Raw genomic sequence first — 22,184 nt, 5'->3', positions numbered from 1 at the left:
TTCCTATTCAGCGAGCGCTGGATCGACTTCGGGGTGCGTGAAGCGCACCGGCTTGCCGAGGGAGCGGGCGTACACGATCTCGGCGCGGGTGGAGTCGCCGATGTAGGGGCCGACCACGAGGACGTCGTCGGCGAGGCGGATCTTGGCCCGGTGCAGCGCGTCCAGCCGGGCCTTCCCCGCGTCCGCTTCGGCAGGGTCGGCCCATAGCGGGTGCGGTGCCTTCATGTCGCAGCCGGGTTTCACCACGATGCGGCCCCGCCAGGTCAGGGCCCGGTCGGCATCGGCCATGGCCTCCATGAAGCGGGTGCTGCCGCAGATGACGGTAATCGGCGGCCGGTCTTGTTCGGTCGGTGCGGTGCCTGCGGTGCTGCTCATTCGTGCTCCTGCTCCTGACCGACCGGTTCGAGGCCGGGGCAGCACAAGAGCCGCAAGATCGACTCGAAGTCGTCGGGTCCGGCCTCACGGAACAGCGTCATGACCCAAGGTTATCGATGAGGGCAAGCCCCGCCGCGAGGTGCTTCGCTGCCGCAAATGACACTCATCAAGATTACCTGGCGCACCCTCAGCGCCGATTACCAACACCGAGCATCACTCGTTCTGGTAGCGGACGGTCGATGCCAGTGGCATCTCAGTGCTGGATCAAGCCACCCACCGGGACGGGAGCGACGTGCCCGGTTACCGGGAGCGCCTGCGCCAAGGCTAGGCCGATGTCGACCAGTCCCGAACGAGGCAGACGGGCAACCTCGGGGAGGGGGGTCCAGACCGACTCGGCGATATCGCCGTCCACCTCGGGTCGGAGCTGACCACCAGTGATGGTGACCTGGTAGAAGATGCCGACATTCTGGTGCTCGATTCCGGCACGCGCGTCCGCTGCGGGGATCACCCTCGAGTCCACCCCCAGCAGCCGCTCGACCACAGCATCGCAGCCGGTCTCCTCCGCTACCTCCCGGATCACCGCATCGAACGGATCCTCCGCGTGCTCGACCTTGCCTCCTGGAAGGGTCCAGTGGTCCTCGCCGGTCGTTGGAACATATCTGGCGAGCAACACCCGCCCGTCCTCAACGCACACGGCATACGCCGCCAGCCGGAAACTCATCCCCGCACACCTCCACACCGGACCCTATCGCCCAATCTGAGCTCCACCGCTGCGGAGAGCGGATCCAACAAGAAGAGTCGTTCAAGGCGACGGACATCCTTGTTCCGTTCCGCACCAACGTGATTAGGCTGGTGTGACGGCGGTCTCTAGACGCTTTTGGACCGTTAGCGTGTCGTAAGTTGCGAGGCGCCAAATGATGTGCAAGAGTTTCAGCACGCGTGTATCCAGCACGCGCCAAACGAATACCGAAACGCGGCGGGCTGCCGTCCCTAGTCGGCAAACAAGTGTCGGCAGCCCGCCCCTCACCAGAGAGGAAACCTCCCATGGTTGGCTTCAGCCTACCCCAAGACCCGGTTCCCGCCTCGGTCAAAATCGACCTGGAACTCCACCAGCCGTACCGGACCTGGTTCGGTCTCGGCCGCTTGCGGTGCGAGTGGTGCCACCACAAGTGGGGCGCTCACGGCTGCCCGCAGCGGCGTTCGGCGGTGAAGCTGCTCGCTTCGTGCCTCAGCTCTCCTTCGCTTCGCGGCGTCCTCGCCAACCTCATCGGTTTCTCGTGGGGTGGTGCCGCATGACCAACCCTGAACGCATCGTTCTCGGGCGGTTCAACCTGGAGCATCGGCGGATCGAGGTCTACCAGGTTGTCGGGAGGTCTACCACTTCGGTGCGGCTGCGTCGCATCTCTCCTGAGCCTGTGGTGGATCTGGGGTATATCAACCGGATCGGGTCGCCGTTCTCGCGCCTGCACCTGTACCGGGCCGAGTGGTCCCCCGCGTTGCGGCGCGTGGCCAAGGAGCACGCCGCCGGGATCTGGTTGCACGCCGCGCAGCACGAGGCGGAGGTGGACGGATGAGCCTGCACTTCGTCGACAAGCTCCCGGTATTCGGCTACCGCGAGATCGACGGCTGCGACCTGGCCTTCGCCTGGATCTGGCGGCAGTCCTCCCTGCGCGTGACCTTCGTCGAGACCGAACCTGCCCTCATCGGCCGGGTCACCCACCTCGACGGCCTCCCACGCCTGGTCGCCGCACCCGACAACCTCGCCTGGCTCCACCAGGACGATCCCGCCCGCACCCTCGCCGTCCTCGACTTCGCCACCGACCTCTGGCGCCGCAAGGACTCCATCATCCGCACCTGCGACGGATGAATGGGCCGCGGGTGATCACCGAGGCAGGTAACCGCCCACGGCCGTCGTGAACTCCTAGGGCCACACCGCGCCGGGGTTGCGGCACAGGCAGAAGGGGTGGCCGATCGGGTCGGTGTAGACCTGCCAGCCGTATCCCTTGTCGTTGATGAAGTTCTGCCGCAGCGTCGCGCCCAGTTCGGTGACGCGGCGCTGCTCGGGCCCGAATTCGTCCACCTCGAAGTCGAGGTGGTACTGCTTGGGGTGCTCGCTGCTCGGCCAGGTCGGGGCGTGGTAGTCGTCTACCCGCTGGAAGGCCAGCTCGACCTCTCCGTAGGTGATGCCGGCCCAGTCGTCGTCGCTGTCCTCCTTGACCGGGCGGCCCACTACTTCGGAGTAGAACCTCGCCAGCTCCATCGGGTCCGGGCAGTCGATGATGAAATCGGTGAGTTTCAGCATCCGTCGATCCTGCCACGGGCAGGCCGAAGCCGAAAGTGTTTTCTGAACGCGGCGTCCGGCCGTTTGCACCCTCATGCGGACGGTTTCGCGCGATCACCGATCGGCGTTGGGTAAGAGCGGGGCGTTCTAGGAGCGGACGGCCGTCACCGCCACCGTCGTGTACTGGACGGTGAAGGCGCCTCCCGCCTCGTCGATCACCCTTCCAGTGGCCTCCAGCAACTGGTCGAGCTTCGGCTTCGGGAGCCTGGTGTAGATGCCGCCGGTCGGCAGCTGATCGAGCCACTCGTCCCGGGTGTACTCGTGCTCCCAGGCGGTCCGCCACTCGACCGGCTCCGTGTAGCCGCCCGCCTCCCGGATGCCGCGCACCGCGTTGTCGAACATGACCTGGTAGCCCTCCAGCGCGGACTTCTCGACGCCCGACTTCTTGAACATCTCGGCCATCTGCGGCGGCAAGACCTGGATGCTCGCCTCCGCGAAGGCCTTGCTCATGTCCAGCGGCGGCTGCGCGACGTTCCACACCGTGGCCAGGAGGCCGCCGGGGCGCAGCACCTCCGCCGCCTTCGCCGCTCCCGCCACCGGGTCGACCCAGTGCCAGGTCTGGGCGGCGACCACGGCATCGAAGGTGCGGCCCTTCGCCTCCCATTCCTCGAACTTCGCCACTTCGACCTCAAGGCCCTTGCCCCTGGCGAACTCGGCCATGCGCTCATCGACGTCGAGGCCGAGCACGCGGCAGCCCGCTTCCTGGAGCAGGCGCGAGGATATGCCGGTGCCGCAGCCGACGTCGAGCACGTCGCGCCCGGGGGCCGCGGCGGCGAGGCGGTCGATCATCTCGGCCGGGTAGGTGGGGCGCGTGCGGTCGTAGCGCGCGGCGTCGACGCCGAAGGATTCGGCGGCATCGCGGGCGCGGTGTACTTCAGGGAGCTGGTTCGATGGCCTAGTGGTCATGTGCCCACTCTAAATGGGCATCTGCCCACTTGTCAATCTGGCAGGATTGAAGAGACACGAGCAGAGGTGGTGCACGGTGCCGACAGGAGTGGCCCTCCGCGATCCGCGGACGCAGCTGTTCAACGCTGCCGAACGCCTGCTGCTCCGGGACGGCCCGAGCGCGCTGACCAGCCGTGCAGTCACCGACGAGGCGCAGGTCGCCAAGGGCGTCCTCCACCGCCACTTCACCGACTTCGACGACTTCCTCGCCGAGTTCGTCATGGACCGCGTCGAGCGGCTCGACGCGCAGGCCGCGCTGCTGCGGGAGTCGGCCGGCACGGGAACCGTGGTCGAGAACCTGACGGACGCGCTGACCGCGCTGTTCGGCTCGGTCGCGGTCGCCATCGTCCCGCTCATGACCTTCCGCCTGGGGCTGCGCGTCCGCCTGCGCAAGGTGTGGCCCGCCGGGGTCCCGGCCCTGACCGAAGGAGTCCACATGATCGCGGCCTACCTCGCGGAGGAGCGGGACCTCGGCCGCATCGCCGCCGACGCCGAGATCGACGGGCTCGCCCCGACGCTCGTCGGCGGCGCGCACCTGCTGTTCGCCGACCGCGACGCGCGGCCCGACGCCGAGGCCGTCCGCAAGGTCGTGACCACTGTGGTCGGTTCCGTGTTGCGTACGCGGTAGGAGCGGGATTGACCGCGCGGCCTCCTTCCTCAGCCCTTGATCGCGCCCGTCAGCACGCCCTTCGTGAAGTACCGCTGCAAGAACGGGTACACGAGCAGGATCGGCACGGTCGCCAGCACGATCACGGCCATCTGCAACGTGACGCCGGGCGGCGGTGGCGGCTGGTCGGCCACCGGGAGCGATCCGGGGATCGTCACGCCCGCGAGCACGTACTGCTGGAGCACCACCTGGATCGGCCACTTCTCCGCGTCGTTGATGTACAGCAGCGCATTGAAGTACGTGTTCCAGTAGCCGACGGCGTAGAACAGCGCCATCACCGCGAGCACCGGCTTGGACAGCGGCAGGACGATCCGCAGGAAGATCCTCCACTCCCCCGCCCCGTCGATCCGCGCCGCCTCGATGAGCTCCTGCGGCAGATTCATGAAGAAGTTGCGGATGACGATCATGTTGAACGCCGAGATCAGACCCGGGATGATGAGCGACCACAGCGAGTCGAGCAGGCCGAGCGCCTTGACCAGCAGGAAGTTCGGGATGATGCCCGCGCTGAAGAACATCGTGGCCAGCACCATGATCAGCACGGCCTTGGCGCCCGGCACCTGCCGCGTCCGCGCCAGGCCCCACGCGAGCATCGAGGTGAACACCAGCGACAGGGTCGTCCCGACCACGGTCAGCCACAGCGAGTTGCGCAGCCCGACGGTGACCGTCCCGCCCTCGAAGATGGTGCGGTAGGCGTCGAGCGAGTACTCCGTGGGGAAGACGACGCCCGCCCTGGCCTGCTCGGGGGCGGCGAAGCTCATCGCGATCACGTAGATCAGCGGGTAGGCCGACATCAGCACGATCAGGACGATCGCGAGCGTCTTCAGCGACCGCACCCACCAGGGCGGCGCGTTCATCCACGGCGGGAGGCCCGCGGCGCGGCGGCGCCGCACCGGCTCGGGGAGGGGCTTGCCTCCGACGGTCAATGCCGACATAAGAAGATCCCTTCCCCGCCGAGTCGCTTGGCGAACCTGTTGGCGGCCAGCACGAGCACCGTGCCGATGACGCCCTTGAGCAGTCCGGCGGCCGTCGCGATGCCCCATTCGCCGCCGAGCACGCCCCGGAAGTACACGAACGTGTCGAGCACTTCGGCGGCGTCCATGCCGACCATGGGCTGCTGGAGCAGCAGCTGCTCGAAGCCGACGGTGAGGATGGAGCCGATGTTGAGGATGAGCAGGAGCGTCGCCACCGGCACCAGGCCCGGCAGCGTCACGTGCCGCATCCGCTGCCAGGCTCCCGCCCCGTCGATCGCGGCCGCCTCGTAGCGGTCCTGGGGGATGCCCGCGATCGCGGCGAAGAAGATGATCGTGCCCCAGCCGCAGTCCTTCCAGATGGTCTGGGCGACGACCAGCAGCTTGAACGTGTCGGCGTTGGTCATCGCGTCGAAGCCGGAGACGCCGAGGCCGTCGAGGACGCCCGCGATGAGGCCGCCGCCGCCGAAGACCTGCTGCCACACCGAGATGACGATGACCCACGACAGGAAGTGCGGCAGGTAGACGACGGTCTGGACCATGCGCTTGACCCGCGCCGACATGAGCGAGTCCAGAAGCAGCGCGAGCGCGATCGGCGCGGGGAAGGCCAGGACCAGCTGGAGCACCGCGATGATGAGCGTGTTGCGCAGCGCCATGAGCACTTCGGGGTCTGAGAGCATCGCCTCGAAGTTGGCCAGGCCGACCCACGTGGAGCCGCCGAAGCCGCGGAACGGCGTGTAGTCCTGGAACGCCACGACGTTGCCGAGCATCGGCACGTAGGCGAAGACGAGGAAGAACAGCGCGCCGGGGACGATGAACGTGTACGCCCAGCGCTCGCGCCACATCCGCTGCCGCAGCGTCAGTTTGCGCCGCGCGGGCGCCGGCTTCGGCGGGGCCTCATCGGCGCGCGGTCCCGCGTCGGTCTCAGCCTGCGCGCTCACTCGCCGCGTTCCTCAAGGGCCCGCTCGTATTCGGAGCGGATCTGCTCGCCGCCCCGGCCCATGTAGTCGTCGACGAAGGACTCCAGGTCGTCCGCGCTCTCGCGGCCGGTGACGACGCCGCGCTCGAAGTCGTCCCACAGCTGCCCCAGCTGGGCGCCCTTGGTGACGAAGGTGTTCGATTCGGTCTCGAGCCCTTCGAGGGGGCGGGCGACGGAGTTCTGGGCCATGTTCTCGAGCACGGTCGAGAAGCGCTCGGCCCACGCCGCGTTCATCGGGTGCCCGTAGTAGTCGTTCGGGCCGCTGACGACGCCGACGTACTGGACGCCGAGTTCCCCGGTGTGCTCGTTGGTGCTGACCGGGATGCCGTTCTCGTCGAAGGTATAGTGACGCCCTTCGATGCCGGAGCCGACGAACAGGGCCTCTTCGGAGCCGTAGGGGGCCGAGAGGTAGTCGAGCACGTTGAGGATCTCGACCAAGCGGTCCTCGTCCTCGGCGGCGGCGGCGGAGACGCAGGTGGAGCGACCGTAGGGGATGTTCCGGACGATGACGGGGGCCGTGCCGTCGTAGCCGGGGACGTCGAAGAAGTCGACCTTGGCGCCGGGCAGGTCGGCCTCGTCCTGGGCCAGGCCCGCCGCGCCGGTGAAGGTGTTGGACACGGCGCGGTACTCGATCGCGGCCCCGGAGACGATGTCGGCCGGGTTGGTCGTCATGGCGACGGGGTCGAAGACGCCTTCGCTCCAGGCGCCCGCGAGCCAGGTGAGCATGTCCTTGTACTCGTCGGTCTGGGTGACGTGGACGAGCTTGCCGTCGTCGCCGAGCCGCCAGTCGGGGCCGGTCTTGAAGATCCAGCGCCACATGGCCGGCTCGTACTTGTTGACGCCGTAGACCTGCTGGCCGCCGGGGCCCGAGCCGAGGGCGGTGACCGCTTTGAGGGCGGCCAGGAGCTGGTCGGCGTCGGCCGGGGCGGTGCCGGTGCTCGTCTGGCCGAGCAGGTCGGTGCGCATGACGATGACGTTGGTGATGGCCCAGACGGTGGAGGGGATCTGGTAGACGCGGCCGTCCTTGAGGCTGGCGCGCCAGATGTCCTCTTTGCGGGCGGCGAGGTTGGGCCAGTCGAGGATGTTGTCGCCCGCGAGGACGTCGGAGAGGTCGGCGAAGGCGCCGTCGCGGATGCCCTGGAGGTTGACGGCGGACTGGTCGTTGACGAAGACGAGGTCGGGGACCTCGCCGGAGGCGAGCATGGTGGAGAACTTCTGGTCGAAGGTCGGCTGCGGCACGAAGGTCGGCTCGAAGCCGACGCCGAGGCGCTCGTTGAGCTCCTGCCAGTAGGGGTTCTCGTCGAGCGGGGTGGACGGCTCGCCCCAGGTGAGCTGGAAGCTGGTGACGGTGCCGCCGGAGCCGGGCCCGCGGTCGACGGACTTGAAGAAGTCCGTCACCGGCTCGGTGTAGACGTTCTGCATGCCGGGGGTCTCGCTGGCGTGGAACGGCTCGATGCCGAGGTCCGGCGCGGGTTGGTAGGTCGGCATCGCGAAGTCGGTGCCCGACTCGGCGGAGCCCGCCGGACCGCTGCACGCGGTGAGCGCTCCGCCCGTGGCGAGGCCACCTGCGCCGATGCCGATGGCGCCGAGGAGATTGCGGCGCGTCATTTCGACCATGAAGGGGTCCTCCTAGGAACGTATGGGGGGTTGAAGGCCGATGCGGAAGGATGGGGCGGCGGCCGGGGCCGGGGGTCCGGCGCGGAGGCTGCCGCGTTGGGAGAACGTTATCACCACGCTCGGAGATGGTCAACGCCTTCGGCAGATGATCGCTAACATTTCGATATCATTGAGCTTTTATCCTGCTCACGAGAGTTATGGATTGAGGCGAGTGGATCCGCAAAATAGGAAAACGACTATCCTTCGCCGGGTCTGCTGCCCGGCGGTCTCCGGGCGCCTCGTATCCTCATGACCATGACCGCCTCGAAGCCGTACCGCGCCCCAGTCCTCGCCGACGTCGCCAAGGCGGCGAAGGTGTCGGTCCCGACCGTCTCGCGCGTCCTCAACGGCTCCAAGTACGTCGCCCCCGAGCTCTCGCAGCGGGTGCACGAGGCCGTGCGGGTCCTCGGGTACCGGCCCAACAGCGCCGCCCGCTCGCTGCGCTCCAGCAAGCGCACCCTCGTGTCGGTGCTCGCGGGCGCCACCGCGAACTACGGCTACGCGCGCACGATCCAGGGCATCGAGACCGCCGCGCGCCACGCCGGGATGTCGGTCTCGATCACCGTCGTGGAGTCATCCGACGACGCGCAGCGGCAGCGGGCCATCGACCTGGCCCTGTCGCAGCCGACCGCGGGCGCGATCGTCCTCGAATTCGACCGGGCCGGGATCCAGGCGTCCAAGTCCCTGCCGGACGGGCTGCCGGTCGTCGCCGTGGGCGGCGGGTCCCGCCGCGCCGGAGGCGCCCCGGCGGCCCTCATCGACGAGCGGGCCGCGGGCCGCCAGGTCACCGAGTACCTGCTGCGCCTGGGGCACCGGACCGTGCACCACGTCGCGGGCCCCACCGAGGGCAAGCACTCCGGGCGCACCGAGGGCTGGCGGGCGGCCCTCCAGGCCGCGGAGGCCGAGGTGCCGCAGGTGATGAGCGCCGAATGGGACGCGCAGTCGGGCTACCGGTGGGGCGAGCGGATCGCCGGGAGGGACGACGTCACCGCGCTGTTCTGCGGCAACGACGAGATCGCGCTCGGCGCCATGCGGGCGCTGACCGACCGCGGCATCGACGTGCCGCGGGACATCTCGGTGGTCGGGTTCGACGACCAGCCGCTGGTCGCGCTGTGGCGGCCGTCGTTGACGACGGTCGACCAGGACTTCGAGGACCTCGGCGAGCGGGCCTTCGGGCTGCTGTCGCAATTGATCGACGGCGAGACGGACGTGCGGACGTCGGTGGCCGTGCCGCAGCTGGTCGTCCGCGAGTCGACCGCGCCGCCGCGGAGCTGACGGCATCGCGGCCGGGCCCGGCCGCGATGCCGTCCACATCAGAGCGGCCGCAGGTCGTCGGGGATGTCGTTCCAGTGCAGTCGCACGTAGGCGAGGGTGCCGAAGCCGAGCGAGTCGAAGCCGCCGGAGTTGAGGCCGTAGTCGCCGCCGCCGCCCTCGGGGCTGTGCTGACCGGCCATCGCGGCGACGTTCGGCATGGCGTAGCCCTGGCGCTGGGTGTAGTGGCCGTAGACCATCTCCCACACCGGCCGGGCCTGGCCGCGCCCGCCCTCGCCGATGACGGTCTGCTCGCGGTAGGCGCAGTTCTGACCCGTGCCCCACGAGTAGGTCGTGAACGGCACGTCGTCGTGGCCGAGGTTGTAGCGGGCGACGTACTCGGCGGCCTTGCCGAAGGCGTTGTCCCTGGCCGAGTAGAGGTCGAGGCCCTGGTTCCAGGCCATCTCCATGATCGTGGCCATCAGGCCGATGCCCATCATGGAGTGCGCCTGGTCGCGGCCGGACTCCTGCCACTGCGCGAGGCCGTCGTAGACGAACGGGATCGCGTTGCCGATCGAGCCGTTGCCCTCGCCGTTCCAGAAGTAGTCCACGGCGTAGTCGACCATGCCCTGGTCGTCGGTGAGGATCCCGATGGCCATGATGGAGGCCATGTTGCACAGGTCCCAGTTGGCCCAGTAGTTCGTGATGCACGCGTCGTTGTGGTTCACCAGGAACCAGTCGTTGAGCGGATAGAAGACGTCGACCATCATCTGCTGGAACCGGCCGAGGTCGAAGCCGGGCGCGTCGCGGACGATCTCGGCGGCGTTGGCGAACTGGTAGCCGTAAATGCCCGCCGCCAGGTACCGGTCGGCGTTGCCGGTGACGGTCTGGAGGGTGCCGGACCAGGCGTTGCAGATCTCGACGGCCTTGTCGCGGTGGGCGGTGTCGCCGCTGACCTTCCAGCGCAGGGCGTTCTGGTAGGCGGCGTGGACGTCGCGGTACAGCTGCGGGTAGTTCTGCCCGTCGCCGCCGCGGATGATCGTCTCGGTCGGGCGCGGCGACCAGCTGGTCTGCGAGTGGCCGTTGGCCACCAGCTTGTCCCAGCCCCAGGTCCACGGCTCGGTGCCCGCGGCGACCTTGGCGGCCATGCGGTCGAAGTCGGCCCGCGTGTGGAGCATGCCGGGGTGGGCGAAGGCCTGGGCCCGCGCTTGATTCGGTGCCGCCTCCTCAGCGGTGGCGGCGCGGATGCCGGCGATGCCGGTGGCCGCGAGGGCTCCCGCCGCGGCGGTCGTTCCGATGAGTTTCCTTCTGGTCATGGTTTTCGGTGACATGGTTCGAGCTCCGTTGCTCTCGAGGTGGTGCGGCGCCGCACGGCGCATGCCGGGGATCGGGTCTTGCGTAAGACGTCGTGCGGCGCCGGTGTTCTCCGGTGCCCGGCGGCCGTCCTGGTGGGGCGGCCGCCGGGCGGTTCATCAGGTCATTGAGTGGGGACCAGGGCGGCAGGACTAAGGGCAGCAATGGCTCCGGCGAGCGTGTCGGCCGCGGCGTCGACCTCTTCCTGCGTCGGTTCGGCGCCCTCGGCGCGCAGGGCGAGCCCGGCGTCTCGGGCCTCGGCGAGGGCGGCCCAGGTCTCGGCCGTCCAGTCGCCTTCGGTCAGCGCCTCGGTCTCGGTCAGGTACAGGTCGAGCCCGGTCGTGTCCACGATGCGGCTCGTGAAGCGGACCTCGGCGAGGTTGGCGTTGCCGCTGGGCGCGTAGACGCGCACGGCTCCGTACTCGACGGCCTCGGCCAGGGCGATCGTGTTCCAGCCTTCGGCGGGAGCTGCGGCGGTCGCGAACGTCTCCCACGTCTGGCCGCCGTCGTCCGAGCCTTGGAACTGGACGCCGTCGGCTCGCGAGGCGTAGCCGGAGCGGGGCATGAACTCGACGGTCTCGACGCGGAGGGCGGCCTCCTCGGTCGGGACGACCCGCACCCAGCCGGTGGACTGCTCGGTGTCGGTGAAGGTGGCGCTGTCGCCGTCGAACATCGCCCAGCCGTTGGCCGCGGCGTCGCGTTCGCCGTCCCAGGACGGCGAGCTGGCCGTCACCCACCACCGATCGATCGCGGCGGCGGCGACCGGCGGGTCTTCGAGCAGGGACCAGGCGTCGAGCAGGCGCAGCGCGAGCGCGTTCCGGTCGGCGTCCGGCTCCTCGCCCGCCGCGCGGACGGCCTCGACCTCGCGTCCGAAGAGGATGGCCGAGGCGCGGGAGTGGGCCGACAGGTCTTCGGCGTCGGCGCGGGCGAGGACGGCGTCGAGGTCGATGCCGACGGTGCCGAACAGGCGCAGCTCGGCGATGCCGATGATGTTCCCGTTGGCCACCCGCAGGTACCGGTAGCCGGTGCCGTCGTCGAGCGAGTCGAGGTTCTGCCAGTCGAGTTCGGCGGCGGTCGGGCCGGTCAGCGCCGTCCATTCGCTCAGGTCGTTGGAACCCTCGATCACCTGGTCCTTCATGCGGGTGAGGCCGTTGTCGTCCTGGCGGGCCAGGAAGTCGGCGCGGTCGAGCGCGACGGTGCCGCCCTCGCCGAAGTCCCAGATGACGTCGTACTCGCCGTCTACGGCGCCGATGTCGCTGTGCGTGCCGGTGTCGCCGTCGAGCATCGCCGCGGCCTGGGCGGCCTTCGCCGGGTCGGGGTCGCCGTTCGCGTCCACCACCTGCGCGGCGGCGGCGAGGTCGACGAGGTTCCGCTCGTCGGAGGCGTACAGCTGCGAGCCGTCGGTGGTGCCCAGGACCGTCGCGGCCCGGACGCCGTCGTCGGTGGTGTGGTCGATCGTGATCGGCACGAGGCCGCCGCCGGTCACCTCGCCCAGCTCGGTCGCGGCCGTCCACGACAGGCCGTCCTCGCTGGTGGCCTCGACGGCCTCGCCGCCGATGGTGACGGCGACGTCGTCGATCGGCGTGGCGCTGGAGAAGGCCAGGGCGACACTGTCACCGGCGGTCACGCGTTCGCGCAGCGCGTCGTCGGAGGAGAGCGACACGTCGGTGACGGTGCCGGCCACTTCGCTGCGCTCGCCGGAGATCCGGAACTCGCCGACCGACCAGATGCCCGGATAGGCCGGGTCGATCGGGATGCCCGGGTCGTCGACCTGGAGCTTGAAGTAGCGGAACGCCTCGCCGCGGTGCTCGGCGACGACTCCGATCGTCTCCATGTCGTTGGTCTCGCTGGACTCGCGCTCGGTCAGGAGCGTCCACGAGATGCCGTCGTTCGAGCCGTACACGTTCGTGCCCTGGGAGCGCATCGGGAACGAGAAGCGGGCCTGGAGGCCGAACTCGTCGGCCGCGACGCGGTACTGCGTCCCGAAGTCGAGCGTGAAGGAGGCGGCGCGCAGGTCACCGGCGTGGGAACCGGTGTCGCCGTCGGCGAGGGCGGCTACGGCGCCGTCGCCGATCACCGTCGAGGTGACCATGCCGGTGTAGTCGAGCGTCCCGTCCTCCAGCGTCGGGTTGAGCAGTTCGAGGCCGTCCATCGCGTCGAGGAGCGCGGCGAAGGCGGCCCGGAAGTCCTCGTCGGAGCCGTGCCTGGCGGCGTCCTCGGCCTCGTCGAGCGCGGCTTCGAAGCGCTCGCGGCTCACGGTCGTGTAGACCGCGTCGTCGTCGTAGCCGTCGGCGAGCGCGGCGCGGATCAGCTTCTTCTGGTCCTTGGCGACGGCCAGTTCGAAGGTCCGCACGGCGACGGTCTCGCCGTCGTCGGCGACGACCTGGACGTCGTGGCGGCCCCGGTCGCGCTTCGAGGGCTCCCACGTGAGGATCCCGGTCTCGGCGTCGAGCGAGGCGCCCTCGGGCAGGTCCGCCGCATAGGCGACCGAGCCGCCGTCGTCGGTGGCGGACAGGTCGATCGTCGCCTCGTCGCGCGCCCACAGGTAGTAGCGGTCCTCGTCCTGCTCGAAGCGCGGCGCGGTGAGTTCGGCGTCCGCCTCCAGCGTGACGGTGTCGAGGTCGACCGTGGTGCCGCCTGCGCCGGTCAGGCGGTAGAAGTGGGTGTTGAAACCGCCGGAGGGATAGGTGACGTAGCGCCACTGGCCTTCGGTGTCGGGCAGCTCCACGGAGGCGAGCGTCTCGGGTTCGGTCTCGTCAGGGTTCAGCTCGGAGGGCGCCTCCTTGTCGAGCACTTCGAGCAGCGCCGGGCCGTCGGTGCGCACGAGCAGCCCGATGGCGCTGTCGGAGAACATCATCCGGCTGATCACACTGGTGGTGCCCTCCTCGTCGACGTGCGCCCTGGCGAAGGTGCGGCCGTCCTCGGTGACCAGTTCGGTGCGGTCGTCGAGCTGAAGGCTGTAGCGGCCCATGCTCAGCTCGGTGTCCTCGATGGAGGTGGGCTCGGTGCCCGCGAGCTCCTCGGGGAAGGCCACCCAGTACTCGGGGCTCTTGTCGCCGGGGGCCCAGAAGTTCGCCGTGCCGGAGCCGTAGTGGTAGTACGGGCCGTCCATGCGCGAGTGGAGCTCGGCGAGCCAGGGGGCCTCGGCCTCGACGTCGACGCCGCTCTCGTAGGTGTACTGGTAGTACAGCTCGGAGAGCGGGTTGAACAGGCGGCCGCGGTAGGCCTGGGAGACGGTCCCGTCCCAGCCTTCGCCGCGCTTTTCGACCCACGGCGTCCAGGCGCCCATCATGAAGCCGTAGAAGGCGTTCGCGCCGTCGAGGAGCCGGTGGTCGAGGAAGTCGTAGGCGCTCACGGCGTCGTCGGCGGTCGAGACGGTCCCGGCGACCGGGTCGACCTTCGTGCCCTGGACGTCGAGCATGCGGGCCAGGGCGGTGAAGTTGTCGATGTTGGTCTCGGCGTGGGCCTGGTCGCGCGCCATCTCGCGGACCTGCACGAAGCCGTACCCGTACGGGTTGTCGGGGTCGTCGGCCTCGATGTAGGGCATCTGCGGGGCCATCGCGCCGTTGTCGTAGCCGTCGTAGGAGGCGTTGACGGTGAGCCACTCGACGCCGGTGGCGTACGCGTCGGGGTCGTCGTCGTAGATCGCGGTGGCGATGCGGCCGTAGAGGCCGAAGTTGTGCTGGTTCATCCACTTCTCGTTGGAGTACAGGAAGGTCTCCACGATCGGGTGGGCGAGGTTGTCCAGCAGGCGCTCGTCGTCTTCGGCGCTCCAGGCGACGTCGTAGCCGCCGTATTCGCCGGGGGTGTCGTCGTCGATCGGGTCGGTGGCGCGGATGATCTCGGCGGCCATGAGGAACTGGGAGAGGGGCTTGCCGGTGTGGATGTGCGCGTCGGGGAAGTAGGCGTACGCGTCGGGGTCCATGCCGGACCAGGCGCGCAGTGCCTGGATGGCGTTGCGGCGGTACACCTCGTCGCCGGTCATGACCCACATGAGGGACTGCGTCAGGGCGCCGAAGGAGTCGTTGGTCTCGCGGCTGCGCAGGCCGCCGTGGTCGAAGCTGTCGTCCAGCGGCCGGTCGGGCTCCTCGGCGGAGAGGGCGTTGGAGGCGCGGTAGGTCGTGGACGCGAAGTCCGTCGCCGTCATCGCCGCGAAGTAGGAGGCCCACGGTTCGACGCCCGCGCGTGCCTGCGCCTGGGCATTGCGGAGGTCGTCGGCGCTCAGTCCGATGCCGGGGTGGGCGAAACCGGCGTCGGAGACGGTCTCGTGGATCGCCACGACGTGGTCGGTGAGCAGGTCGGCGGCGGTCTCCTCCGCTTGGGCGGGGGCCGCGGCCGCCGCCAATGACCCCGTCGTCACCGCCAGCGCGGCGATCAGCGAGGTGAGGCGCAGTGGCCTGCGTTCCTCGGCTTGCTTCATTGGACAGTCCCTTCCAAGGGGTCTGGTCGCGACCGGGGCGAGGGCCCCGGCCGTCGATCGAGCTTCGGGATGACGAACCGGGATATCGTTATCCATCTATCGGCACCATATCTGGTAAGCGTGTGCTTAGCAAGGGGCGGAGCACGGCGAACTCTCGGGGATATGGTTTTCTACGCGGGAGTCAGCCGATCACCACCTCGAAGACCCGCGCCGAGTGCCCGGCGACGGTCCGCAACTCCAGACCGCCCGCACCGGCCTCGACGGCCCAGGGCTCGAGCCGCTTCGGGAACACCTGCGCCGCAGTGCCATGCAGACCGGGAACGGCAATGTGCGACGGCTCGGAGGCGCGGTCCCAGACGACGAGCAGTGCCCGGCCGTCGCCGGTGTCGAGGCCCAGGCAGACGACCGGCGCGTCCCACTCGGGCAGGCCGAGCGGCCAGAACGGCACCGCTCGCGGCAGCCGCTCGCGAAGGCCCTTGTGGACCTCGACCGCCTCGTGGACGAGCGCGGTCTGCCCCGGGCGCAGCTCGTGGAGGAAACCGGACAGGTACAGGCGCCCGGACAGGCCCGTGGCCAGGGTGAACGCGCTCTCCTCGTCGGTCATGTCGGCGTGCGGGTAGGCCCAGTTGCCGCACCGCTCGGGCGGGATCGTCGCCGGGGCGGCGGCCGCGACCGGCGGGTAGCGGCGGAAGTCCTGCTGGTCGCTCGTCGACTGGAGGTGCGTCACCGCCACCAGCGAGTGGTCCGCGCGCATCGCGCCCGAGGCGCAGTTCTCGACGAGCAGTTGCGGGTGGCGCCCTTGCACTTCGACGAGCCAGTCGCGGAAGGCGCGGGCGTGGGCGAGCAGGCCGTCCCCGGCCGCCGCCGCGCGCCACTCGGTCCCGGGGCCGGGGTTGATGTTGTAGTCGAGCTTGAGGTAGCCGATGCCGTAGTCGGCCACGAGGCAGTCGACCGCAGCGTCGAGGTGGGCGCGGGCCGCGGGGTGGCGGAAGTCCAGGTGGTAGCGCTCGTGCTCTTGGACGCGGCGGCCGAAGCGGTGGAAGAACGCCTCCTCGGGGAGCGCCTCGGCCATGGGGCTGCGCGCGCCGACGACCTCGGGTTCGAGCCACAGGCCGCTGCGCATGCCGCGCGCGTGGATGTGGTCGACGATCGCCTTCAGCCCGCCCGAGAAGCGGCCGGGGGCCTCGCGCCACTCGCCGACGGTCGCCCACCAGTCGCCGATCGCGGGGTCGGCGAACCAGCCCGCGTCGATGCAGAAGCACTCCGCGCCCGCCTCGGCGGCGGCGTCGACCAGCGGCTTGAGGGCCTCGGTGGACGGCTGGCCCATGAGCGTGTTCATGAAGTCGTTGTAGACGATCGGGAGCGCCTCGTCGGCCTCCCTGACCGGGCGCGAGCGACGGCGGTAGCGGGTGAGCTCGGCGATCGCGGCGTCCGGGCCGCCGTCCGCGACGGCGATGGCCGCCGGGACGGTCGTGAAGCGGCCGCCCGGTTCGAGTTCGTGGGCGAAGTGGTGTTCGAGGTCGGCCGGGCCGAGGAGGCTGACGATGCCGCCGCTCCCGGCCTGCGCGAGGTCGCAGTGCCAGGCGGTGCCGGTCTCCAGCTGCCAGGCGAGGGCCTCGCCGGTGGCGGCGTCGGCGAGGACCCCGGCGGCGAGGTGCTCGCCGGTGGACCAGGCGCCGTGGCTGCCGAAGCCGAAGTGGCCGCGGCCGTCCTGCCCGTGGAAGGCGAGGTCGACGCCGGGGAGCAGGTCGCGCACCGGTTCGGTGCGCCAGCGGTTCTCGGCGAGCCACTCGCTGCGGGCATAGGCGAGCGTGAAGCCGTCGAGGTCCGCTTCGGACCGTCCGAAGCCGAATGTGGCGGTGGAGACGGCCGTGAGCAGCACCGGCGATGAGCCGGTGTTCTCGATCTCGCTCTGGAGGCGCACGGCCCGCGTGCCGTGCGGCCTGGTGAGAGTGGTGCGCACGGCGAGGCCGGTGCGGTCGTCGCGCTGGGCGACGGTGACGCGGTCGCCTTCGGGGCCGCCCGACACCTGGTGGCCGGTGTAGCGCAATCGGGCGCCGACGGCGGAGCGGAAGTACGCCTGGCTGGTGCGTTCGCGCTGCTCTTCGGCGGTGAAGAGCTCGACGAGCGGGACGTCGGCGCGCCCGAACGAGGCCGAGGGGCCGATGCCGACGAGCGAGACGGGCCGGTCGGCGTCCCCGCCGAGGTCGACGAATGAGAGCGGTGGCGCGGGCGGGCGCCCGGCTTCGAGTCCGATGGCGATGGCTGGCTCCTTGGTCGGGTGTTCGCGCCGGAACGGGGGCGCTCGATGTGGGATATCGTTATCCCACACGATACACATCTACCCCACCCGACACGAGCGCCCATCGGCGCTCAGCCGGGGGCGACCTGGCCGGTCGACCACGCCCAGGCGGCGACGCCGACGCGGTTGGCGACGCCGAGCTTGCGCTGGACGCTCGCCAGGTGGTTCTTCACCGTCCCGGCGCTGATGAACAGCTCCGCGCCGATCTCGGCGTTGGTGAGCCCCCGCGCCGCCAGCCGCGCCACCTCCAGCTCCCGGTCGCTGAGCGTCCCGCCGACGGCGGTCGGCGGCTTCGGCGGCACCATCCTCCGCAGCAGCCTGACCGTGATCTGCGGGCTGATCAGCGTGTCGCCGGACATCGCGGCCCGGATCGCCTCGATCAGGAGCGTCGGGCCCGAACGCTTCAGCAGGTAGCCGCAGGCGCCGTCCCGCAGTGCCGTGTAGACGTACTCGTCGAGGTCGAAGGTGGTCACCACGATCACCCTCATCGGATCGGCGGCCTCGGGGCCGGCCAGCGACCGCGTCAGCTCCAGCCCGTCGAGGCCGGGCATGCGGATGTCGGCCAGCACCACGTCGGGCCGCAGGTGCCGCGCCTGCTCCAGGGCACCGCGCCCGTCGGCCGCCTCGGCCACCACCCGCATGTCCGGCTGGGCGTCCAGCACCATGCGGAACGCGTCGCGGATGCCCTCCTGGTCGTCGGCGATCAGGATCCGGATCGTCACGTCGTCACTCCATGCATGTCGTCGTCGGGCAAGGGAAGCCTGACCGTCACCAGCCAGCCGTGCGGGCGGCGCGGACCGGCCTCCGCGGTGCCGCCGAGGCTCGCCGCGCGCTCGGCCATGCCCGGCAGGCCCAGGCCAGCCGAGGACCGCGGTCCCGACCGGGGCTCGCCCGGCCCGTCGTCGGCGACCGAGACCCGCAGCCATCCGTCGGCGTCGGTCAGCTCGATCGCGACCGACCGGGCCGCGGGGGCGTGGCGGCGGACGTTGGTCAGCGCCTCCACCACCGCGCGGTAGGCGACGGCGCCGTTCTCGCGTCCGACGTCGGCCGACAGCCGCCGGTCGACGACGACCTCGGTCCTCCCCGACTCGGCGAACCGCCGGGCGAGCTCGTCGATGTCGTCGAGGCCGCCGACCGGCGAGCGCGCGCCCGCCTCGTCGCGCAGCATGTGCACGGTGCGGTCCATCGACCCGAGGGCCCGGACCCCGGCGGTCTCGATCTGCTCGAGCAGCTTGGCCATCTTCGGGTCGCCCACGGCCAGGACCATTCTCCCGGCCTGGGCTCGGGCCACGATCTCGCTCACGTCGTGCGCGACGAAATCGTGCAGTTCACCGGCCAGCCGCAGCCGCTGCTCGCGCCGCGCCTCGAGCGCGGCGCGCTCGCGTTCGGCCGCCGTCCACCGCAGGTACCAGGCCAGGGCGGCGGCTCCCAGCGAGGGGACCAGCCACAGCGCGCTCGCCGCCAGGTCGGCCCAGAACGGGTCACCGGGCAGGAAGCGCTGCACGACCAGCGCCGAGGCCGCACCGGCCGCCGACGCCGCCGCGGCGGCGACCCCGGGCGGGGACCACCGCACCGGCACGTAGACCAGCGCCAGGAACAACGCCGGTTCCAGCAGGATCCACAGGCCGGTCACGGCCCCCGGCTCCGCACCGGTGCCGACGGCCGTCCGCATCAGCACGGTCACCGCGATCGAGGCCGCACCGGCCGCGATCACCACCGCGGGGACGAGCCGCGGGCTCGCGCTTCGGACCGCGAGGAGCACCGCGACGGCGAGGCCCGCGGCGATCGGCCCGGCCATGAGCACGGCGGGGTCGGCGGGCAGCCGCACCGCCCCGATCACCAAGGCGAGCGTCCCCGCCGCCGCCGCTGTTCGTCGTCCGATCACACCGCCGAGCTTAAGCGCACAAGCGTACGGATGCGATATGCCGTTCGGGCCATCGGACGCCGCCCTCGGCCGCAGGAAGCGCCGATCGGCACATGGCCTCCCTGCTCGTGCGCTCAGAGACTGGAAGGCATGAGAAGCACATGGCATCGATGGATCGGGTACGCCACGGCCGCTTGGACGCTGGCGTACGGACTGCTCGGCCTCTATTGGACTCTCGGCGGCGCCGGGTTCCCCTTCGGCACCGGCGACGCCGAACTCATGGCCGAGCCGGACATGGCCTTCAAGGTCTCGCTCCTGGGGCGGGCCACGCCCGAGGCGGCCGGGCCCGTCATCGCCGTCCTCGGCCTGGTGGGCGCTGTCGCGGCCGTGCTCATGGCGCGCGGCTACGCCAGAGGGGCGTTCCGGTGGCTGCTCCCCGGTTTCGGCTGGGTCGTCGCGGTCGGGCTCACGGTCGCCGTCCAGGACTACCGCACGCTGATCGTGGTCGCCTACACGCCGGTCATGCTCGTCGCCAAGCCGCTCACCGACTGGGCCGACGCGTTCGCCTGGGGCGATCTGTACCTCATGCCGCGGCTGAACCTGCTCATGTGCCTGCTGGCGGGGATCGCGTGGGCGCTCACGGCCGTCGCCTACCGGCGCAAGGTCACCGGCGGTTGCGCCTCGTGCGGGCGGAGCGAGGGCGAGGGCCCGTCGGCGCTGGACCGGTGGGGAAAGCCCGCAACGTGGATCGCCTTCGCGACCCCGCTGCTGTACTGCGCCACCCGGTGGGCCTGGGCACTGGGCTTCAGCCTCGGCATCGACCCCGATTTCTACCGCGAAGGCCGAGAAGAGGGCCTGTGGCTCGCCGGGGCGTCGCTCGCCACCCTCGGCGCGGTGGGGGCCGTGCTCACGCTCGGGCTGATCCAGCGCTGGGGCGAGGTGTTCCCGCGCTGGATGATCGGCCTGCGGGGGCGGCGGGTCCCGCCGATGCTGGCCGTGGCCCCGGCGGTGCTGGTGTCGGCGCTGGTCACCTCGGCGGCCGGCATGTACCTGCGGCTGGTGGCGATCGACGGCGTCACGGCGAGCACCTGGCCGCTGACGCTGCCCGAGGTGTTCTGGGTGGTGTGGGGCGGCGCGCTGTTCACGGCGGCCATGGCCTACCACCGGCGGCGCCGCGGCGCCTGCGCCGTGTGCGACCGGGCCCGGCTAGGCTGAACGCCGCGCGCAGGGCGCGCGCGAACCGAACACGGATTGGGCGTCATGGAACACAGGACAGTGCTCGGCCGCACCGGGCTCGAGGTCAGCCGCCTCTGCGTCGGGACGAGCCCGATCGCGAACATGGCGCCGCTCTATGGCTACGACGTCGCCGAAGCGCAGGCTCTCGCCACCGTCGAGGCGGTGTTCGACAGCCCGGTCAACTTCCTCGACACCTCCAACGGCTACGGCGCCGACGGGCTCGCCGAGCGCCGCGTCGGCCAGGCGATCCGGCGGCGCGGCGGCCTGCCGGAGGGCTTCGTCCTCCAGACGAAGGTCGACCCCGACCCGGTCACCGGGGACTACTCGGGGGCGCGGGTGCGGGCCTCGGTCGAGGAGAGCCTTGCGCGGCTCGGCGTGGACCGCCTGCCGATCCTGGCGCTGCACGACCCCGAGTTCATGTCGCAGGACGGCTTCGCTCCCGGCGGGGCGCTCGAAGCGCTCGTCGCCCTGCGCGACAGCGGCGTCGCGGGCCACTTGGCGGTGGCGTCCGGTTCGATCGAGGTCTCCGAGCGGTACCTGGAGACGGGCGAGTTCGACGCGGTGCTCATCCACAACCGGTACACCCTGCTCAACCGGTCCGCCGAGGCGCTGTTCGCCAAGGCGCGCGCCGACGGCGTCGGCGTGCTGAACGCCGCCCCCTACGGCGGCGGCATGCTCGCGAAGGGGCCGCGGGCGCAGCCGAGGTACATGTACCGCGAACGCGGCGACGCCTTCGGCGCGAGCGCCGCGACGATGGCGCAGGCGTGCGAGCGGGCCGGGGTGCCCTTGGCCGCGGCGGCGCTCCAGTTCTCGGTGCGGTCCCCGCTCGTCGACTCGACCGTCGTGGGCGTCTCGCGACCCGAGCGCGTCCAGCAGACCCTCGACCTGCTGGCCGTCGACATCCCCGAGGCGCTGTGGGAGGAACTCGACGCCCTCGTCCCGGCGGCCGACCTCTGAGCCGGGAAAACCACTTCACCCGGCGATCGGCCCCCGCTACAGTCCGGGCATGGAGATCCGCGAGGAACGGGCCGCCGACGCAGCGGCCGTGCGAGGCGTGCACGAGACGGCCTTCGGCGGCGACGGCGCGAAAGTGGCCGACCTGAACGACGCGCTGCGGGCGACGCTCGCCGAATCGGCGGGGCTCTCGCTGGTGGCCATCGAGGGCGGCGAGGTCGTCGGCCACGTCCTGTTCACCACGTCATTGCTCGACGCGCCGCGGCGGCTCGCCGAGGTGCAGGTGCTCAGCCCGGTCGGCGTGCGGCCCGAGAAGCAGCGGCGCGGGGTCGGCTCGGCGCTGATCCGGCGCGGGCTGGAGATCCTCGACGAGCGCTCGGTGCCGCTGGTGTTCCTCGAAGGCGACCCCGCGTATTACCGGCGGCTCGGATTCCGGCCGGGCGGCGGCCTCGGCTTCCGCAAGCCGTCGCTGCGCATCCCCGACGCCGCGTTCCAGGTCTACCCGCTCGCCGCGCACGAGCCGTGGATGACCGGCACACTGGTGTACTCGCCGGTCTTCTGGCAGCACGACTGCGTCGGCCTGCGCGACCCCGAACCCTAGATGATTGATTCCTAATGGTCGTAGGCCGTGAGGGAGCGGAGGACCGGTTGTCCGGTCCTCCAGTTGTTCCAGATGGCGGCGGTCAGGGCGAGGATGCGGGCGGCAACGCGAGCGAAGACGCCTTCGGTGGTGCGCCCGCCGTGGTCTTCGAGGGTGAGCTGGTCTTTCAATGTGTCGATGATCGCCTCGATGCGTTGTCGGACACCGCCGAGGCTGCCGTGTTTGAACGGTTCGTTCTTCTTGTCGGGGCGGGCGAAGACGATCTTCAGCTC

General features: G+C 70.6%; 19 protein-coding genes and 1 pseudogene. 7 read left to right on the top strand and 13 right to left on the bottom strand.

From position 1 onward, the window contains the following. Positions 1-3: 3 nt before the first annotated feature. Together H613_RS23995 and H613_RS0102785 are read right to left on the bottom strand one after the other, a co-directional pair. Positions 4-375 (bottom strand): hypothetical protein, encoded by a 372-nt coding sequence (locus H613_RS23995; RefSeq protein ID WP_051392867.1) that lies wholly within the window; start codon positions 373-375, stop codon positions 4-6. A 253-nt stretch (positions 376-628) separates the two neighbouring features. Then, a complete protein-coding gene (locus tag H613_RS0102785; protein WP_026922603.1) occupies positions 629-1,096 on the bottom strand; it encodes an NUDIX hydrolase in 468 nt (155 codons plus the stop codon). 571 nt (positions 1,097-1,667) lie between these two features. Between H613_RS0102785 and H613_RS0102780 the strand changes: the two genes are divergently transcribed. Both H613_RS0102780 and H613_RS0102775 read left to right on the top strand, forming a co-directional pair. Further along, on the top strand, positions 1,668-1,949 hold the full coding sequence (locus H613_RS0102780; protein ID WP_026922602.1) for a hypothetical protein: 282 nt from the start codon (positions 1,668-1,670) through the stop codon (positions 1,947-1,949). Then, positions 1,946-2,242 (top strand): hypothetical protein, encoded by a 297-nt coding sequence (locus tag H613_RS0102775; RefSeq protein ID WP_026922601.1) that lies wholly within the window; start codon positions 1,946-1,948, stop codon positions 2,240-2,242. Before H613_RS0102780 ends, H613_RS0102775 begins: the two co-directional genes overlap by 4 nt. Before the next feature lie 54 nt (positions 2,243-2,296). Here the strand turns inward: H613_RS0102775 and H613_RS0102770 are convergent, their stop codons facing one another. Continuing rightward, positions 2,297-2,677, bottom strand: a complete 381-nt coding sequence (locus H613_RS0102770; protein ID WP_026922600.1) for a VOC family protein — start codon at positions 2,675-2,677, stop codon at positions 2,297-2,299. 126 nt (positions 2,678-2,803) lie between these two features. Then, on the bottom strand, positions 2,804-3,622 hold the full coding sequence (locus H613_RS0102765) for a class I SAM-dependent methyltransferase (RefSeq protein ID WP_026922599.1): 819 nt from the start codon (positions 3,620-3,622) through the stop codon (positions 2,804-2,806). A 76-nt stretch (positions 3,623-3,698) separates the two neighbouring features. On the opposite strand from H613_RS0102765, the gene H613_RS0102760 reads away from it, so the two are divergent. Continuing rightward, complete coding sequence (locus H613_RS0102760; protein WP_026922598.1) at positions 3,699-4,289, top strand: TetR/AcrR family transcriptional regulator; 591 nt, start codon at positions 3,699-3,701, stop codon at positions 4,287-4,289. A 29-nt stretch (positions 4,290-4,318) separates the two neighbouring features. Here the strand turns inward: H613_RS0102760 and H613_RS0102755 are convergent, their stop codons facing one another. The 3 genes from H613_RS0102755 to H613_RS0102745 are packed head-to-tail and all read right to left on the bottom strand — an operon-like array spanning position 4,319 to position 7,892. Then, the gene (locus H613_RS0102755) at positions 4,319-5,260 is read right to left on the bottom strand and encodes a carbohydrate ABC transporter permease (protein WP_156925793.1); all 942 of its coding nucleotides are present in this window, start codon (positions 5,258-5,260) and stop codon (positions 4,319-4,321) included. Next, on the bottom strand, positions 5,248-6,237 hold the full coding sequence (locus H613_RS0102750; protein ID WP_026922596.1) for an ABC transporter permease: 990 nt from the start codon (positions 6,235-6,237) through the stop codon (positions 5,248-5,250). The genes H613_RS0102755 and H613_RS0102750 overlap by 13 nt, the downstream gene beginning before the upstream one ends. Then, positions 6,234-7,892, bottom strand: a complete 1,659-nt coding sequence (locus tag H613_RS0102745; RefSeq protein WP_026922595.1) for an extracellular solute-binding protein — start codon at positions 7,890-7,892, stop codon at positions 6,234-6,236. The genes H613_RS0102750 and H613_RS0102745 overlap by 4 nt, the downstream gene beginning before the upstream one ends. A 294-nt stretch (positions 7,893-8,186) precedes the next feature. Here H613_RS0102745 and H613_RS0102740 point away from each other — a divergent pair, with 294 nt between their 5' ends. Beyond that, positions 8,187-9,206 (top strand): LacI family DNA-binding transcriptional regulator, encoded by a 1,020-nt coding sequence (locus H613_RS0102740; protein ID WP_156925792.1) that lies wholly within the window; start codon positions 8,187-8,189, stop codon positions 9,204-9,206. A gap of 38 nt (positions 9,207-9,244) precedes the next feature. Here the strand turns inward: H613_RS0102740 and H613_RS23990 are convergent, their stop codons facing one another. The 5 genes from H613_RS23990 to H613_RS31605 form a co-directional block, all read right to left on the bottom strand. Then, positions 9,245-10,513 (bottom strand): alginate lyase family protein, encoded by a 1,269-nt coding sequence (locus tag H613_RS23990; RefSeq protein WP_051392866.1) that lies wholly within the window; start codon positions 10,511-10,513, stop codon positions 9,245-9,247. A 146-nt stretch (positions 10,514-10,659) separates the two neighbouring features. Next, a complete protein-coding gene (locus tag H613_RS23985; protein ID WP_051392865.1) occupies positions 10,660-14,955 on the bottom strand; it encodes a putative Ig domain-containing protein in 4,296 nt (1,431 codons plus the stop codon). Positions 14,956-15,136: 181 nt separating this feature from the next. Next, on the bottom strand, positions 15,137-17,287 hold the full coding sequence (locus tag H613_RS23980; RefSeq protein ID WP_051392864.1) for a glycoside hydrolase family 36 protein: 2,151 nt from the start codon (positions 17,285-17,287) through the stop codon (positions 15,137-15,139). A 41-nt stretch (positions 17,288-17,328) separates the two neighbouring features. Further along, positions 17,329-17,979 (bottom strand): response regulator, encoded by a 651-nt coding sequence (locus tag H613_RS0102720; protein WP_026922593.1) that lies wholly within the window; start codon positions 17,977-17,979, stop codon positions 17,329-17,331. Then, positions 17,976-19,142, bottom strand: coding sequence for a sensor histidine kinase (locus H613_RS31605; protein WP_211234679.1), 1,167 nt, complete (start codon positions 19,140-19,142; stop codon positions 17,976-17,978). Before H613_RS31605 ends, H613_RS0102720 begins: the two co-directional genes overlap by 4 nt. 129 nt (positions 19,143-19,271) lie before the next feature. Between H613_RS31605 and H613_RS28840 the strand changes: the two genes are divergently transcribed. From H613_RS28840 to H613_RS0102700, 3 genes are read left to right on the top strand one after another with little or no spacing between them, the layout of a single operon-like run. After that, entirely contained in the window at positions 19,272-20,336 is a 1,065-nt protein-coding gene (locus H613_RS28840) for a hypothetical protein (protein ID WP_051392862.1), read from the top strand. Between the two features lie 45 nt (positions 20,337-20,381). Next, on the top strand, positions 20,382-21,314 hold the full coding sequence (locus H613_RS0102705; protein WP_026922592.1) for an aldo/keto reductase: 933 nt from the start codon (positions 20,382-20,384) through the stop codon (positions 21,312-21,314). Positions 21,315-21,363: 49 nt separating this feature from the next. After that, entirely contained in the window at positions 21,364-21,912 is a 549-nt protein-coding gene (locus tag H613_RS0102700; protein ID WP_026922591.1) for a GNAT family N-acetyltransferase, read from the top strand. Between the two features lie 11 nt (positions 21,913-21,923). On the opposite strand, the pseudogene H613_RS31275 reads toward H613_RS0102700, so the two are convergent. Beyond that, a pseudogene (locus H613_RS31275) lies at positions 21,924-22,184 on the bottom strand (IS982 family transposase); the annotation flags it as partial.

Source organism: Glycomyces arizonensis DSM 44726 (assembly GCF_000482705.1).
GTDB classification, from domain to species: Bacteria; Actinomycetota; Actinomycetes; order Mycobacteriales; family Micromonosporaceae; genus Glycomyces; species Glycomyces arizonensis.
The sequence above is the reverse complement of the archived record's forward strand: the minus strand, read 5'-3'. Positions and strand labels throughout refer to the sequence as shown.